Below are 16,238 nucleotides of genomic sequence, written 5' to 3' on the forward strand. Positions count from 1 at the left end.
ACCCCATCGGATCCCCGCGAACGCCAACCAGCCCTCACCGTCCCACCGGGACAACGATCACGCCAGACCACCCGTGAAAAGACCAGCAGAGTCACGGGGACGCCTCACTGCCTGTCCCACGAGACACCCCCTGCCCCATCCAACAGCTTGCGCCACACGGCCTCCCATGCCCCGGAGTAGCCGCGCTTGCGCTCTCAGTCCGACTCGTGCGGCGTTGGCGTCGGGGAAGGCGTCGGAGAGTGGCTGGGGTACGGTGAAGGGGGCGGAGGGGTGGAGCGCGACGGCGCGGGCGGGGGCACCGGAGCTGAGGGAAGCGGGTTGGGTGCGCTGGGGGACGTGGGCGCCGACGGGCGCGTCGACCGGCTGGGGGTGGCACTGGTGGACGGGGCAGGTGACGGCGTTGGCAGCTTCAGGTCGAAGGAGGCCGCGGCGTTGGCCCCCAAGGCTTCTTTGGTGTAGGCCGCCCAGATCTTCGCGGGGTAGCCGCCGCCGCCCGCGCGCTGGCCACCGCCGAGGCCGTTCAGGGTGACCTGCCGTCCGCCCTCGCCTTCACCGAACAACCCGATCACGGTAACCAGTTGGGGGGTGTACCCGGCGTACCAGGCGGACTTGTTGTCGTCCGAGGTGCCGGTCTTGCCGGCCGCGGCCGCGGTGAAGCCCGCCGTGCGCACCGCCTTGCCCGAGCCGCTGTCGACGACGCCGGACAGGACGGAGGTCACCGAGTCCGCCGCGGCGCGGTTGATGGACCGGGCGGGCTTCGGCATGCCCAGGCCGGGGTCGGCGCCGCTGGCCCGCTTGACGGACTTCACGATCGTCGGGGTGTTCGCCTGCCCGTGGTTGTCCAGGGTCGCGTAGGCGGCGGCCATGTCCAGCGGGCTGGCTCCCATGGAGCCGAGGGAGATGGCGGGGTGGTTGGTGAAGCCGGGCGTCGGGCTCATGCCCATGCCGGTCGCGGTCGCCTTGACCTTGTCGAGCCCCACGTCGACGGCCATCTGCGCGAAGACCGAGTTGACCGAGTCGTTCATCGCGGACTGTACGGAGATCCGCCCGTAGCTCACCCGGTCCTCGTTCTCGGGGGCGAAGGGGATGCTGCTGCCGCGCACCGGGCGCTTGTTGGTGCCGTCGTACACGGTGTCCGCGTCGATGTGCCGGTCGTCCTGGGTGGTGGAGTTGTGCTCCAGGGCGGCCGCGAGGATGAGCGGCTTGAAGGTGGAGGCAGGTTGGAAGTCCTGGCGGGTGGCGTTGTTGACGTAGTGCTTGAGGTAGTCGGTGCCGCCGTACAGGGCGAGCAGGTTTCCGGTCTTCGGGTCGAGGGACACCGCTCCGGCCTGGACGGCCCGGTCCGCCGGCCGGCCGCTAGGATTGAGCGTGCTGGTCAGCTGCGAGTGCACCGCCGATTCCAGTGCCTTCTGCTTGGCCGGGTCGACGGTCAGGGTGATGGTCCAGCCGCCCGCGTCGAGCTTCTGCCCGTCGACGCCCCGGCGGCGCAGCTCGTCGTCGGCCGCCTTGATCAGGTAACCGGTCTGCCCCTTCAGGCCGGGGGCGGGCTTGGGCTCGGCCGGCACCGGGAAAGTGAGGGCGTCCCGCGCCACCTTGTCGAGCCACTTCTGTTTAACCATGTTGTCCAGCACGTAGTTCCAGCGGTCCTTGACCCGCGCCTTACCTACCTCGGTTGCAGTGGCCCAGTCATACTGGCTCGGCGCCTGGAGCAGCGCCGCGAGATAGGCGCCCTCGGCCACCGTGAGCTGCTTGGCGTCCTTGTTGTAGTACGCGCGGGCGGCGGCCTGCACCCCGTACGAACGGCGGCCGAAATAGCTAGTGTTGAGGTAGCCGGCGAGTATCTCGTCCTTGGGCTTCTCACGGTCGACCTTGAGCGCGATGACGAGTTCCTTCGCCTTGCGCGAGACCGTCTGCTCCTGGGTGAGATAGAAGTTCTTAACGTACTGCTGGGTGATGGTGGAACCACCTTGAGTGCCCCGGCCCAGCGCGGTGTTGAGGAGTCCACGGACGGTGCCGCTGAGCGAGACGCCGGAGTCGCTGTAGAAGTCCTTGTTCTCCGCCGCCAGCATGTCGTGCTGGACGCTTAGGGGTATCGCGGCGAGCGGTACGGACTCCCGGTTGACCTTTCCGGTGCGGGCGAGGACATGCCCGTCCTTGGTCATGTAGACGTTGCTCTGCAGCTGCGCCGCCGCGTTCCCCTCCGGTACGTCGACGTACAGGTACAGCACCACGAAGGCGCCGATGGTGGCTGCGCACACGGCGAGCGCGTACCCGAGCAGTTTGCGCCAAGTGAACCAGCGACGCAGCCCCGTGCGCTTGACCCGTCGGGAACTTCTCCTGCGGCGGGCCGCTTTGCGCTGGGTCCCTCGTCGTGCTGCGGCTCGGCTCATGACTCCCGAATCTCCGTGCGTCTACGTCCCGGCACCCCTCGCATCCCTCTGGCTGCGCCCCCCTGAGCACCCAAGGGGCTCTGTCCGGCGCCAGTCTGGCATAAATAGGAAGAAAAGCTCACCTTGATAGATCTTAAGGATATTTAGCTCCCCTTCAGGCCGTTCGAGGCACACTGCACGGCATTCGCCGGCGCCAGGCCGGAAACCGAGCAGGAAAGGGGGGCCCATGCGCCACCTCGAAGGCACGGTCCTCCCCGGTCGCACCCCGCACCGCGAGGGCGGGCACGAGGCAGGAGAGCCGCAGTTGGTGCGGCTCGAACCGCAGGAGCATCAGGCCTGGGCCGAAGGGCCGACAGCCGAGGCGCTGGGCGGTGCCGGCTTCACCCAGATCCCCTCCTGGGGCCGGGTCAAGGAGGGCTGGGAGGCACAGAGCGTCGGCTGGCGCCTGCCCGACGGGCGGCTCGTGGGCGCCGCCCTAGTGCTGAGCCGCACCATTCCCCGGCTCGGCAGGCGCTTCTGCTACCTGCCCGAGGGGCCGGTGATCGACTGGCGCACACCCGATCTGAGCCGCTGGCTCGACCCGTTGGTGGGACACCTGCGCACACAGGGCGCCTTCGCCGTCCGCATCGGCCCGCCGCTGGACCACCGCCGCTGGGAGGCCGCCACCATCCGTGAAGCGGTCCGTGACGGCAGCGCGCGGCGGCTGCGCGACGTACTGCCCGACCGGGTGGACCCGGTCGGCGCCACGGTCGCCGACCGCCTGCGCGCCCTCGGCTGGCAGCCCGCCGACCAGGACACCCAGCCGCGGTTCGCCTTCCGCCTTCCCCTCGACGGCCGTTCCTCCGACGACCTATGGAGCGGCCTCAACTCCCAGTGGCGACGCAACGTGAAGAAAGCGGTCGCCTCAGGGGTGAGCCTGGAGCTCGGCGGGGCCGAGGACCTCGCGGAGTTCTACCGCCTCCAGCGGATCACCGAGGACCGCAACGGCTTCAACCTCGGACGCCAACTCCCGTACTACCAGCGGCAGTACGAAGTGCTGAACGCGGAACACGCGGGCCGGATGGAGCTGCATCTCGCCCGTCACGGCGGCGAGATCCTCGCCGCCCACACCCTCGTCACCGTCGGCAAGCGGGCCTGGTACCTCAACGGCGCCTCCGCCGACCACCGACGGACCGTGCGCCCCAGCAACGCCCTGCAGTGGTCGATGATCCAGAAGTGCCGCGCAGCCGGCGTCACTACGTACGACATGCGCGGCGTCCAGGACTGCCTCGATCCGGACGGCGGCGACTACGGACTGCTCCGCTGGAAGCTCGGCACCGGCGGTCATGTCGCCGAGAACCTCGGGGAGTGGGACATGGTCCTCAGTCGCCCCCTGCACCTCGCCTTCCGGGCCTACCTGGCGGGCCGCCACCACTGAAACGCCGCCGCCGGCCCCGCCCTTTCTCCCCGCTGACAAGGTCATCAACTCACGTGAACAACAACAGCGTTAACCGGATTTCCGCCCGTTGCGCGAAGGCAACGACTCTGGGCCTGATGACGGTCCCCGCACTGCTGCTCGCCGCTTGCGGGCCGAGCGCGGAACCGGCCGCCGCGGACGCCCCGCACATGACGATCACCCCGGCCGACGGAGCCCACGGAGTCAAGCCGACGGACTCCATAGCCATCCGCGTCGACCACGGCACTCTCGGCTCCGTACAGGTCACGGCCCCGGACGGAAAGCCGGTCCCCGGCACGATGCGCGAGGGCGCCTTCGTACTCGCAACAGCGCTCGCCACGAAGGCGACCTATCAGGTGCGGGCGACTCTCAAGGGCGCCGATGGCAAGGAGACCGAGGCGCGGAGCAGCTTCACGACACTGGAGCCGAAGACGACCGAGACGGTCAAGGTGTTCCCGTCGAGCGGGTCCACGGTCGGTGTGGGCCAGCCCGTCTCTCTGACCTTCGACCACCCCGTCAAGGACAAGGCCGCCGTGGAACGCCGCCTCAAACTCACCACGGACAACAACACGGAAGGGTCCTGGGGCTGGGTGAAGGAAGCCCTCACCGGCAAGTACAGGGCGGACTGGCGGCCCAAGGAGTACTGGAAACCCGGCACCAAGGTCACCTTGCAGGCCGACCTCAACGGCGTCGAGACGGGGGAGGGCCGCTACCTCGTCCGCTCCTACTCCACCGCCTTCACCATCGGCAGGAGCCAGGTGGCCAAGGTCGACCTGACCACCCACCGGCTCACCCTCGAACGCGACGGACAGGACATCAAGACGATGCCGGTCACCGGCGGCGACGAGCAGCACGAGACGTGGAACGGCAAGATGACGCTGATGGCCAAGGAGGGCACCATCCGGATGAACTCCCAGACCGTCGGGATGGGCTCCGAGTACGACCAGATGGTGCAGAAGTCGATGCGGCTCACCATCTCGGGCACCTACGCGCACCAGGCCGAATGGGCCGAGGCCACCATCGGGACATCAAACACGAGCCACGGCTGCCTCGGCTTCACCACCGCGGACGCCACCTGGCTCTACGACCAGGCACAGGTGGGGGACGTCTTCGTAGTGCAGGGTGGCAAGGAGATGATGGCCACTGGCAATGGATACGGCGAGTGGAACCTCAGCTATGCCGAGTGGCAGCGCAACTCCGCGCTGCGGCAGGGGAGCTGACGGTGCCCACCACGACCGACACCGCGGAGCCGGAAGCCGCCCCTAAGGCCGCTCCGACCGCCGGCCACCGCCGGCTGCGCCCCGGCCCGGAGCTCCTCATGGCAGCCGGCGCGGTGGCCTCCCGGGCCACTGGATTCCTGCGGGCTGCGGTGGTCGTGGCGGCGCTGGGCTCGGGCATGCTGGCCGACGGCTACAACGTCGCCAACACCGTCCCCAACATCTTGTTCATCCTGCTCATCGGCGGAGCCCTCAACACGGTGTTGGTCCCGCACTTGGTCGCCGCCGCCCAGCAGGACCCGGACGGCGGTGCGGCCGCGATCGACCGGCTGCTCACCCTGCTCGCCGCGGCCGTGCTCGCCCTCACGGTCGTGACGACCGCCGCCGCACCGTGGATCGTCGACGCGTACACGAGCTACAGCGGCGCCCAGCGCCAACTGACCCTGCACTTTGCCTACCTGTGTCTTCCGCAGATCTTCTTCTACGGGATATTCACCATGCTGGGCCAGGTCCTCAACGCACGCGGCCGGTTCGGCCCCATGGCGTGGACCCCCGTTCTCAACAACCTCATCGTGAGCGGAGTCTTCGGCCTCTACCTGGTGTGCGCGGACGACGTCCGCACCGCGGGTGAGATGACCAGCGACCAGGTCAAGGCCCTCGGTGTCGGCACCACGCTCGGCATCGTCGTCCAGGCACTCGCCCTGCTGCCCGTCCTGCGTGCCGTCGGAGTGCGCTGGCGTCCCCGCTTCGACTGGCGCGGCAGCGGGCTCGGCGCACCGCTCGGCACGGCGGGCTGGACCCTGCTCATGGTCCTCACCGACCAGATCGGCTACTGGCTCGTGACACGGCTTTCCACCAGGGTCGCCGAGCACGCCGACGCGGCCGGCGTGGGGTTCGGCGTCGGATACACCACGTACTCCAACGCCTATCTGCTGTGGATCGTCCCGCACGGTGTGTTCACCGTGTCGCTGATCACGGCTGCGCTGCCGAGGATGAGCGAGGCCGCCACAGCTGCCGACCTGCCCAGGCTCCGCGGCCAGGTGTCCGAGGCCCTGCGGCGCAGCGGCGCCTTCATCGTTCCCGCCACCTTCGCGTTCCTGGCCCTCGCACCGCAGATCGCCACCGTGGCGTTCGGGCACGGCCGCACCAACCCCGGCGACGTGCACGCCATCGCCCTCACCCTGATGGCCTTCGCCCCCGGGCTGCTCTGCTACTCTGCTAACTACACTCTCTCGCGCACTCTGTACGCTCTGCGCGACGGCCGCACCCCGTTCCTGCTCAACCTGATCGTGTTCGCCGTCAACGGCCTGGGAGTGACCGCCAGTTACCTACTGCTGCCCACCCGCTGGGCGGTGGTCGGCATGGCGCTTTCCTTCGGCCTGGCGTTCACTGCCGCCGCCCTTGCCACGGCCTGGCTGCTGCGCCGCCGCCTCGGCGGCCTCGACGGCCGCCGCATCGTGCGCACCCACGCCCTTCTCACCGCCGCCTCGGCATGCGCGGCCGCGATGGCCTACGGCATCGCTCACCTGGTCCCCCACTTCGCAGGCAACGGCCTCCCCGGCACGCTCCTTGGCCTGCTGGGCGGAGCGGTTCCCCTGCTGGGGGTGGTAGTGCTGGCCCGTCGCCGCCTCTGATTCCGGCATGCGCTGGTCACTGGCCTGGTTCCGCCTTTGCAGCCTCGCGCCGGAGACACCCGGCCTCCTCAACGAGAGCCTTGGCGCGGGCGTTGCGGAGATGCGAGCCCTGGTCCACGCCGCTCGTGCCGAACCACCGACCCGCAGATCGTGATTGATGAGGCGTTCTGGCAGTAGGCCGATCTCACCCCGCGTCCCGGCCCCGTGGCCCATGGGGCCAAGACGACTGGGGAGGGCGCGTGGTCAGGGGGTCGGGTCGGTTGGTTCGGGCGGTTCGACGGACCACTTCTGGCCTGGCTGCCCGCCCGGTTCCTTCGCCCACAGCACCAGGTCGGTGCCATCCTGGCGGCTGTCGCTGTTCCCGACGACCCGGCCGCTTGCCGCCTCGGTGAGGAAGAACCCGCCGCCCTCCCCGTCCGGCTCGATCCGCCACCGCTGCGGACGCCCGTCGGTCCGGTCCCGCTGAACGAGGGCCGCGCCGTCGTCTGTTCCGTCCCCGGCATCCAGCACCTTGCCCGGGGCCACACGCGGTGACCACGTACGTGCCGTCGCCCCCTGCCGTCAGCGTCCACTGCTGCCAGGGACGCCCGTTGGGCTGCCACTGCACCACGCGCTCGCCGTCACCCCGCGCGTCACGTCCGTCCGCCGCCTCGCCGCTCGCTGTGTTGGTGAGGACCAGCCGCAATGAGCCGAAACAGCGGGTCGGCCATCCGCAGCCGCCCGGCCTGGGTCCCGGAGGCGGAGACCGCCCGCTGCATCACCGCGGAGCGCTCCGCACCACGGCGAGGCTGAGCACCATCCCGGTAGCCGCGTTGACTAGACGGAACAGGCCAGCGCCCGCGGGCTGACCAGGTGCAAAGCATCACTGGGTGCGGCCCGTGTGCATCACGGCGCGGATCAGGTCAACTCTCCCTGGCCCTCTACCATTCCGTGATCCCGTCCCCGATGGGTAGGCCGCTCTGGGAAAGCTGCGCGTGTGCGGCCGCCGAGGTCGAGAGCAAACAAGCCATCGAACGCCACCACTGGGTTGGCCTCCCCGCAGAGGCAACGGCTGTCCCCTCTCTCGTCGCACCGCCGCTCGCATCAGATTCCGAGGAGGGCCGACTTGTCCCGTCTACCATCTTCCGGCATCCCCTTGCGATGTGGCATTCAGCCCAGATTGACTGATTGGGTCAATCATGCAGAAATCACCCTTAAGGGATTCCCAAGACCCTTAAGTTCATTTGGGATTCGGTCGACGGCCAGTGCGGTCTGGTAGGCAGGGCTGCGGCGCGACCGAGTGCCTCCATGCCTGGACAGCCCCCGCCGACCCCACCTGCGCTATCGCTTGTTCGGAAGCGAAGTCGGTTGCGCTGCCGGGAAGTTGGCCACGAACCTCGCTCCCTCCCCGGGCGCGGTGCCCGCCGCGTTCAGCGTGCCGCCATGGCGCCGCGCGATGTCGCGGGCGATGGCCAGGCCGAGGCCGCTGCCGCCTGCGTCGCGGCTGCGGGACTCGTCGAGCCGGGTGAAACGCTCGAAGATCCGCTCGCGGTCGGCGGTCGGGAAACCGCACCCGTCGTCCCGCACTTCCAGGCGCACGGCGGCCCCGGTCTCGACGACCGTCACGGTGATCTCCCGCTCGGCGTGCCTCGCCGCGTTGTCCAGCAGGTTCCGCAGCAGACGCCGCAGCTGGCTCGTGTTGCCCGGGACGACAGCCGGCGCCGGAGCGTGCACGGTGACGTGCAGCGCGCTGACCAGGACCAGCTCGGTGACCGTGTCCTTGGCGAGGTCGGCCAGGTCGACGGGGGCAGTGGCGGCCTCGCACTCGGTGGGGCGGGCGAGGAAGAGCAGGTCGTCGGCGAGCTGTTGGAGACGGCGCACCGCGACGAGCGCCTCGCCGGTCGCCTGCGACCAGTCGGTGCGGTCCGGATGGGCGAGCGAGACCTCCAGGTTGGTGCGCAGCGCCGCGATGGGGCTGCGCAGTTCGTGCGAGGCATCGGCGACGAAGCGGTGCTGCTCCTGCGCGGAGCGCTCCAGACGGTCGAGGGTGTCGTTCGTGGTGACGGCCATGCGGAAGATGGCGTCCTTGGCCCTGGGCACCGGGACCCGCCGGTCGAGCTTGTTCTCGCCGATGACGGCGAGCTCGGAGCGGATCGCGTCGACCGGGCGCAGCGCGCGGCGGGTGGACAGCCAGGCGATGCCCGCGACGAGGAGTGCAGCGGCCGGGATGCCCGCGGCCAGCGGTACGTCGAGGACGGAGACGGCATCCTCGGCGGCGAAGGGGGTGACCAGGACGTACACGGTGTACATGCCGGGGACGAACCTGGGGCGGCTCACCACCCGGGCGTCCGGCGCACCGACCCAGCTATAGACACCGTAGGCGGTGAAGGAGCCCCCGGACAGCCGGTTGCAGGCCCGGCCTTCGCGCTCGTCGAAGCGCGCCGTGACCTTGGTGCTCCAGCTGAGCGGGGCCGCGCGGGGCACGGGGATGAACGGGCGGCCGACGACCGTCTGGCTCTTGAACGGCTCGCCCTGCAGGACCGGGACGCCCGTAGGGTCGAGCACGATGAAAGGCAGCCCCACGGTGTCGCTGTGCATGATGCCCGCGAGACCCTGGTCCGCCGCGTTGTCCCGGGCGATGATCCGCGCCTGGTTCAGGGTCTGCGCCTCGGCGGCCGCCATTCGCGAGTCGTACACGTACTGACGCAGCAACCAGGCGCCGGCAGTGGCGAGCAGCAACGTGGTGAGCCCGGCGGCGACGGCGGTACGGGCCCCGGTGGAGAGCCGCGCGAGCGGATTACGCACCATCGTTTGCCAGCCGGTATCCGGCCCCGCGGACCGTCTCGATGCTGTGCCGCCCGAAGGGGGCGTCGACCTTGCGGCGCAGGGTGCTGATGTAGACCTCGACGATGGCCGGGCCGCTGTCGTAGGCCATGTCCCAGACCTCGCCGAGGATCTCCGTCTTGGATCGCACCTGCCCGCCGCTGCGGGCCAGGCACAAAAGCACCTCGAACTCCCTTGTCGTGAGCGAGATTTGGGTCTCCCCCCGGCCGCAGCGCCGAGCCCCCGGGTCGAGCCAGAGGTCACCTGCGTGCAGCACCTTGTCCGGGGCGGTGGCACCGCCGCGCCGGATCAGGGCGCGCAGCCGGGCCATGAAGACGACGTACGAGAACGGCTTGGTGAGGTAGTCGTCGGCGCCGGTGTCCAGGCCCTCGGCCTCGTCGTACTCGCCGTCCTTCGCGGTCAGCATCAGGATCGGGGTGGCCACACCCGCCTTGCGCAACTCGGCGCACACCCGGTAGCCGTTGAGCCCGGGCAGCATGATGTCGAGCACGACCGCCTGGTACTGGTGGCGCTCGGCGAGCCGGAGCCCCGTGATGCCGTCGGCCGCGATGTCGACGACGTACCCCTCCGCCTCCAGCCCGCGCCGCAGCGCTGCGGCGACCTGCTGGTCGTCCTCCACCACCAGGATCTCTATGGTGCTCAGTGTGACCGCCTTGTAGACATATTTTCTGAGGTGAGCTACTTCAGTGTGCTAAGCAAGCCTTGGGCGGATTCTCAGTTGTGGAGAACCGCTTCCATGACGGCCTTGGCGATGGGAGCGCCGAGCTTGCCGCCCGAGATTTCGGAACGGGAGATGTCTTTCATGTCCTTGGGGTCGATGAAGACCGCGACTGCCACCGGGGATGTGCCGTCGGCCTGCTTGGCGTACGAGACGAACCACGCGTACGGCCGCCCCTCGCGGACATTGGCGCCGTGCTGCGCGGTACCGGTCTTGCCGCCGACCGTGACCCCGTCGATCCGCGCCTTGCGGGCGCTGCCGTCGTCGGCGGTGGCCGTGGCCTCCATCATCTCCTGGACCTTCTTCGCCGTTGAGGCGGAGACGGCCTGCGAGAGCTGCTTGGGCTCGTGCTTCTCGATCGTCGACAGGTCCGGGCCGCGCACCTCGTCGACGAGGTGCGGCTGCATCAGCTTGCCGTCGTTTGCGAGGGCTGCGGTCACCACGGCCATCTGCAGCGGTGTACTGGTCAGGCTGCCCTGCCCCATGCCGGTCAGGGCTGTTTGAGGTTTGTCGAGCTTGTCGGGGTACAGGCTTTTGGAAGCCGCGAGGTCCCCGAAACTCTTGTCGTAGAAGCTGGAGTTGAGCCCGAACTTCTCCGCGGTCTCGCGCATCTTGTCCCGGCCCACCTTGTTGGCCGCGTCCAGGAAGACGTTGTTGCAGGAGATCTCCATGGCCCGCTTCATCGACACCTTGTCGCAGGCCGCGTCCCCCGCGTCGCTGCTGATCTTCGTGGTCGAAAGGGGCAGTTGATACGGCGACACCGCGCCGGAGGATGCGTTGATATCAGTGACCGCGCCAGACTCCAGGGCCGTCGCAGCTGTGAGGATCTTGAAGGTGGAGCCGGGCGGATAGGTCTCGCGCAGCGCCCGGTTGCTCAGAGGCTTGTTCTCGTTCTTGTCGAGCTCGGCGAACTTGTCGCCGTCGAAGATGCCGGCGAAGGCGGACGGGTCGTACGACGGTGTGGAGGCCAAGGCGAGAATCCTGCCGGAGCGCGGATCGATGGCGACCACCGCACCCTTGGCGTTGATTTTGGTCAGGCCCTTGTAGGCGGCTTCCTGAGCCTTCGGGTCGATGGTGGTGATCACGTCGCCGCCCCGTGTCTTCTCACCGGTGAGAATGTTCTTGGCGCGATCGAAGGTGAGTCGGTCGTCGCGGCCGCTGAGCACCTTGTCGTAGATGTGCTCCAGCAGTGAGGTGCCGATGACCTGCGAGGCGTACCCGGTGATGGGGGCGTACATGGCGCCCTCCTTGAGGGTCCTCTTGTACTTGAAGTCGCCGGAGGACTCCTGCGAACCAGTGATGGGTGCACCGCCGACAATGATGTTGCCCCGTGGGTTGGCGAAGGCCGCGATCTTCACCCGGCGGTTGTTGCCGTCGCTCGCCAGATCGTTGGCTTCGACGAATTGGACCCAGGTCGCTCGCACCAGCAGCGCCAGCACCAGCAATCCACAGAAGACGGCTATGTGCCGCAGCGGCCTGTTCACTGACTGTGTCTCCTTCTCCCGGAGGCATCCGGGACCGACCGGGGAGTTCTCCCCGACGTTGCTCGGGCCTGAGGCGCGGTGGCGTGGTCCGGCCCGTGACGTTGGGGCTCGATACGTGGTCATGAGGTGCGCACGCGTGAACTGTCCCGACGTGCCGGATACCAGCCTCGGACGATATGGCCACCTCTTCAGAAAATGCAACCTTTGCCGGAATCCTCACCTCTTGGGATGCGCAACCAACGCGCCTACCGCCCCCGCCGGGAGACGGAGGGGCGGTATCGATACGAGGAACAGGCCGTCGATGACAGATCCCCCGACGCTCACCCAGCAGCCCCAGTCCGGCCCCCAGCCGCCCCGCAAAAGGCGCTTCCCTACGAAGCGCTGGGTGATCGGTGCGGTGGGCATGGTCTGTCGCGGGCTGACCGCCGGGTTGGTGATGGATCACTACGAGATACCGCCCTTCACCTGCAAGGGCGACAGCATCTCGCCGTTCTTCTCACCGAGCCGGGCCCGGCCGGGCCGTCAACGACGGCTGGTCTGTCTCAGTGTCGTCGGGGTGGGCCTCGCGCTCCTGGCCGGGTGCGGCACCTCGCACGTGGCCGTCAGCGCCGGTCAGGTCCGCCCCGCGAGCGCCCCCTTGCAGCTCTGGCCCGACCAGGGACCTCGCGCGTCGCCTCCGCCGGCCCTGGTCGACTCCCCGCCCGCCGATCCGCAGCCCGATCCGGGATTCCCCCCGGTTCCCAGCGGGAACCTGCACGATGCCGACTCCCTCGCAGTGGTCCAGCGCGCCGTGGCAACCTCTCACCCCGAGGTCGGGCCCGAGGCGCTCGACGCGCACACGGTCCAGGCGGTGTCGGCCTGCCGCACCATAGGAGTCGCACCTTGCCCGGTCCTGTCGCCCGTCTACCGTGACGTGACCGGCGACGGTACCGACGAACTTATCCTGGGCATCCCGATGGAAGATCCGCAGTTCTTGTCGCTACGGGTCTACGGGCTGAAGGGCACTCGCGTCGTCAGCCTGCTCGCGGCGCCCGTGTCGAACGGTGACATCACGATCGCCGGTCACCAGCTGGTCGTCACGTCACCCGTCGAGTCCGGGTACCAGCGCCGCGAGACGTACACCTACGACCGCACCACTCAGCAGATGGTCATCAGCAGCACCGACTATCGCACGCAATCCCCTTCGTCCGGTCCGCGAAACGGCACCTCCGGCCCCCGCAAAGACGCACGATGAAGAAGATCAGCTTCGGCGGGCGCCGACGGCCGACGTCCTCGCTGTCGTGGAAGTGCGTCTGCTTCCTCACGGCCGTGTGCTGCTCGGTCGCGCTGACCGTGGGCGTGCTCGTCCACCTGATGGTGAAGCGCGAGACCGTCGAGCAGGCCCGGAGCCAGGCGCTCGGCCGACTCGACACCGTACGGGCGGCCTATGTCTCAGGCCGCACGTCCGCCGAGCAGTCCCTCGACCCGGCCGGACTGCCGCCCCAGCTCCACGAGATGGTGGAACACGGACAACGCGGCACGGTACTGGGAGAGTTCAAGGGGCAGCCCGCTATGTGGGCCGCGATGCCGACCGACAGCGGCTGGACCTTGGCCGTCCACACCGGGTTCTCCCATCAGCAGCAGACCCTCGACGCACTCGACAGCGCCATCGTCCTCAGCGCGATCACCGCCATCACCGCCACTCTGGTGATCGGTTGCGTGGCCGCCAGACGGGTCAGACGGCGGCTGAACCACGCGGCTGCGGTCGCCCGGCGCATCAGCGGGGGCGACCTGGAAGCGCGGGTGGACGAATACGTCGCCGGTGGCCGTCCCCCGCCGCATGACGAAGTCGGCGATGTGGCTGCCGCCCTCAACATGATGGCGGCGGCTGCTCAGCACCGCCTTGTCACCGAGCAGCGGTTCACCGCCGACGTGGCGCACGAACTGCGAACCCCGCTCACGGGTCTCAGCCTGAGCGCCGACCTGCTGCCGCCCGGACGCCCCAAGGAACTCGTCCAGGACCGGATCGGCGCCCTGCGCACGCTCACCGAGGACCTGCTGGAGATATCCCGCCTCGACTCGGCCACGGAGATGGCGGAGCGCGAGGAGCAGTCGGTGGCCGCGATCGCACGGGTCGCGATCGAACACACAGGCCACGCGACCGAGTTGAACGTGGTCAACGACGCCACGGTCCTCACCGACCGGCGTCGGCTGGACCGCATCCTGGCCAACCTCATCAACAACGCGCACTTCCACGGCCAGGCTCCCGTCGTCGTCAGGGTGGACGGACCGTGCATCCACGTCCACGACCACGGTGATGGCTATCCCGACTACCTGATCCAGCAGGGGCCGCAGCGATTCCGCACCGAGCCTGGGGCGGCCAGCGGGAAGGGCCACGGCCTGGGCCTGACCATCGTCACCGGCCACGCCCGCCTCATCGCCGCCGAGGTCACGTTCACCAACCCGCCCGGTGGCGGGGCGACCGCCACGGTCTCGCTCCCCTCGGGCGCATGACCGTGGCGGCGCGGTGTCCGAGTCCCTTCCGGGGACGTCGAGCACCAGCGCGTCCGGACCCTCCTGCGCGGCCAGGGCCAGCGCCTCGGCGCCGTACCGGGCGACGCTGACGCGGTATCCCTCCAGTTCGAGCAGTTCGAGCCAGATGCACACCGACTCCCGTACACCCGGGTCGTCGTCGGCCACCAGCACGTGCAGCTCGGAAACGGACATGTGTCGGCTCGCTCACGAGATGGGCGTGGGCCCTGAATATGCTCGCTGATCCACTGGATCAGTCCGGCGGACTCCATGTTCGGCACGTACGTCGCGGCATTGTGCTTGCCGCCCCGGATGACGCTCAGCTTGGTGTGGACGGGGGACGACCCTTCGTGTAATGCTTCACGAAGTCCTCGATGGGGGGCCTGGCCGCGGTTTCCGTGGTGCCGACCTCGAAGGCGAGGTAGACGTCCGGGTGCCCGGACTTGATCAACTTCGGGGCGAGCGCCTTGGGGGGGTTGTTCTCCGCCTTCTCCTGGTCGTGGCCTTTCCACAGGCGGGAGTCCGGAACGATGTCTGGGCCCGCCGCGATGACGGCCTTGAACTGATCCGGCTTCTGCCGCACGGCCTGCAGACCTGCGAAGCCGCCGGTGGAGGCGCCCATGAAAGCCCAGCCGTCACGGGAATTGACCGTACGGAAGTTCTCCTTGACCAGGTCCGGCACGTCCTCGGTCAGCCAGGTACCCATCTTCGGCTGCCGGGGATGTCACTGCCGTCCCAGTACTGGCCCAGCTTGGGATCCTTGGGGTCCTTTTCGTGGTCTTCGGGGTTGAGTACCGGCATGACCACGATGAACGGCAGGCTCTTGCCCTCCTTCGACCACTTGGAGATGCTCGCCTCCAGCTTGAGGTCGGGTCCCATCCAAATAGTTGATTCGGGTACCCGGAGTCGCCGGGCGGCGCGATCAGCACGGGGTGCGGGTCCTTGTACTGCGGCGGGACCCAGATCCACACCTTGCCCTTGAACCCGGACTTCTTGCCCTCGTACGTCGTGACGGCGATCTTGCTGCCGTCCTCCGGTACGGTGCCGGAGATGGTGAAATCGGCCTTCGGGCCCGTTTGCATGGACGCCTTGGAACCACTCGTTCCGCCCGCTTCGCGGCCCTGCTGGTCGTCCTGACCGAAGCTGATCGCGTCGCCCTTGTCGGAGAAGACCTCGAAGTAGCTGAGCACCGGCCAGGCGGCGAGCCCGAGCACGGCCACCCCCGCAGCTGTTGGAACCCAGCGCTTGGTGCGGCGCCGCCGGCCCGTGGTAGTCATGGTTTCGGGGGGTGTCATCGTCTGTGTTCCGCAGGGTGCTCGTGACTGGGGGCAGGAGGTCCGCTCGGTCTGTTACCGGCGATGACCAGACCCGAAGGACAACTGGGAACAGATATCTCAAAGCTCGCTAAGTGCCCAGGTCGTGGTTCTCCAGGAGCCCAGTCCGTTGGGGCGGGCTCACTCCTCCGGGCCGGACGGAGTGGGCGTGGGCGTGGGTGTGGGAGGCGTCGGTGTGGGCGGCGTGGGCGTGGGGGAGTGGGAGCGGGGATGCCTGGAGCTGGGCGGGGGCGTCGGCTTGTTGGTGTACGGCCGGGTGCTCGGGGTGCGGCCCTGGCGGTATTGACCGTCGCCGAGGTCGTACGGATCGGCGCTGGGTGGGTCTGCGGAGCGCGGAGGCGGTTCGCTGACCTGGTCCTGCTGGGAGAGGGACGGGGCGGGGGAGTTGGTCTGGGGGTCGGTGCCGCCGCCCTTGTCCGAGGAGTCGACGCCCTGCAGGACGGAGGCCGCGCCGACGGAGGCCGCGAATAGGGCTAGCCCCCAGGCCGCGGCACGGCGGCCCGTCCTCCGCCGCGGCTCGCCAGTCGGCCCCTCGTCACGGTCCGGGCGGACTCCCGGCCGCTGGACCGGCATAGCGGTGGTGGCTCCCGCCGCGCTGGTGGTGCCCATCGCGGGGGTGTGGGCACCCTCGTGCATCATCTCGACCGGGCCGGTGTTCCAGGTGCCGGTGTGGCCGCCCTGCGCCTGGAGCA

The 16,238-nt window shown here is 69.0% G+C and carries 12 protein-coding genes and 2 pseudogenes; 5 read left to right on the top strand and 9 right to left on the bottom strand.

The features are described 5' to 3' along the window. Positions 1-194: 194 nt before the first annotated feature. Complete coding sequence (locus ACIQ8J_RS35020; RefSeq protein WP_403277985.1) at positions 195-2,390, bottom strand: transglycosylase domain-containing protein; 2,196 nt, start codon at positions 2,388-2,390, stop codon at positions 195-197. A gap of 226 nt (positions 2,391-2,616) precedes the next feature. Here ACIQ8J_RS35020 and ACIQ8J_RS35025 point away from each other — a divergent pair, with 226 nt between their 5' ends. From ACIQ8J_RS35025 to murJ, 3 genes are all read left to right on the top strand, one after another. Next, positions 2,617-3,807, top strand: a complete 1,191-nt coding sequence (locus tag ACIQ8J_RS35025) for a lipid II:glycine glycyltransferase FemX (RefSeq protein WP_403277986.1) — start codon at positions 2,617-2,619, stop codon at positions 3,805-3,807. Positions 3,808-3,923: 116 nt separating this feature from the next. Next, entirely contained in the window at positions 3,924-5,045 is a 1,122-nt protein-coding gene (locus ACIQ8J_RS35030; RefSeq protein WP_403277987.1) for an Ig-like domain-containing protein, read from the top strand. A gap of 2 nt (positions 5,046-5,047) precedes the next feature. Continuing rightward, on the top strand, positions 5,048-6,676 hold the full coding sequence (murJ, locus tag ACIQ8J_RS35035; RefSeq protein WP_403277988.1) for a murein biosynthesis integral membrane protein MurJ: 1,629 nt from the start codon (positions 5,048-5,050) through the stop codon (positions 6,674-6,676). A gap of 243 nt (positions 6,677-6,919) precedes the next feature. Here murJ and ACIQ8J_RS35040 read toward each other — a convergent pair whose 3' ends face one another. The 5 genes and pseudogenes from ACIQ8J_RS35040 to ACIQ8J_RS35060 all read right to left on the bottom strand — a co-directional run bounded on the left by ACIQ8J_RS35040 (position 6,920) and on the right by ACIQ8J_RS35060 (position 11,701). Further along, positions 6,920-7,201, bottom strand: coding sequence for an RICIN domain-containing protein (locus ACIQ8J_RS35040; protein WP_403277989.1), 282 nt, complete (start codon positions 7,199-7,201; stop codon positions 6,920-6,922). 13 nt (positions 7,202-7,214) lie between these two features. Then, a pseudogene (locus ACIQ8J_RS35045) lies at positions 7,215-7,361 on the bottom strand (RICIN domain-containing protein); the annotation flags it as partial. A gap of 635 nt (positions 7,362-7,996) precedes the next feature. Then, positions 7,997-9,463, bottom strand: coding sequence for a sensor histidine kinase (locus tag ACIQ8J_RS35050; RefSeq protein WP_403277990.1), 1,467 nt, complete (start codon positions 9,461-9,463; stop codon positions 7,997-7,999). Further along, positions 9,453-10,133 carry a response regulator transcription factor gene (locus ACIQ8J_RS35055; protein ID WP_403277996.1) on the bottom strand — a complete coding sequence of 227 codons (681 nt, stop codon included), beginning with the start codon at positions 10,131-10,133 and terminating at the stop codon, positions 9,453-9,455. The genes ACIQ8J_RS35050 and ACIQ8J_RS35055 overlap by 11 nt, the downstream gene beginning before the upstream one ends. An 80-nt stretch (positions 10,134-10,213) precedes the next feature. After that, complete coding sequence (locus ACIQ8J_RS35060; RefSeq protein WP_403277991.1) at positions 10,214-11,701, bottom strand: peptidoglycan D,D-transpeptidase FtsI family protein; 1,488 nt, start codon at positions 11,699-11,701, stop codon at positions 10,214-10,216. A gap of 301 nt (positions 11,702-12,002) precedes the next feature. On the opposite strand from ACIQ8J_RS35060, the gene ACIQ8J_RS35065 reads away from it, so the two are divergent. Next, complete coding sequence (locus ACIQ8J_RS35065; RefSeq protein WP_403277992.1) at positions 12,003-12,935, top strand: hypothetical protein; 933 nt, start codon at positions 12,003-12,005, stop codon at positions 12,933-12,935. Then, positions 12,932-14,194 carry a sensor histidine kinase gene (locus tag ACIQ8J_RS35070; protein WP_403277993.1) on the top strand — a complete coding sequence of 421 codons (1,263 nt, stop codon included), beginning with the start codon at positions 12,932-12,934 and terminating at the stop codon, positions 14,192-14,194. Before ACIQ8J_RS35065 ends, ACIQ8J_RS35070 begins: the two co-directional genes overlap by 4 nt. A 337-nt stretch (positions 14,195-14,531) precedes the next feature. On the opposite strand, the gene ACIQ8J_RS35075 is transcribed toward ACIQ8J_RS35070, so the two are convergent. The 3 genes and pseudogenes from ACIQ8J_RS35075 to ACIQ8J_RS35085 all read right to left on the bottom strand — a co-directional run. After that, positions 14,532-14,918 (bottom strand): alpha/beta hydrolase-fold protein, encoded by a 387-nt coding sequence (locus tag ACIQ8J_RS35075; RefSeq protein ID WP_403277994.1) that lies wholly within the window; start codon positions 14,916-14,918, stop codon positions 14,532-14,534. Then, positions 14,903-15,091, bottom strand: a complete 189-nt coding sequence (locus ACIQ8J_RS35080; RefSeq protein ID WP_403277995.1) for a hypothetical protein — start codon at positions 15,089-15,091, stop codon at positions 14,903-14,905. The genes ACIQ8J_RS35075 and ACIQ8J_RS35080 overlap by 16 nt, the downstream gene beginning before the upstream one ends. Positions 15,092-15,666: 575 nt before the next feature. Beyond that, positions 15,667-16,238, bottom strand: a pseudogene (locus tag ACIQ8J_RS35085) (serine/threonine protein kinase); the annotation flags it as partial.

This window comes from Streptomyces sp. NPDC094147 (assembly GCF_044764265.1).
Taxonomy (GTDB): Bacteria; Actinomycetota; Actinomycetes; order Streptomycetales; family Streptomycetaceae; genus Streptomyces.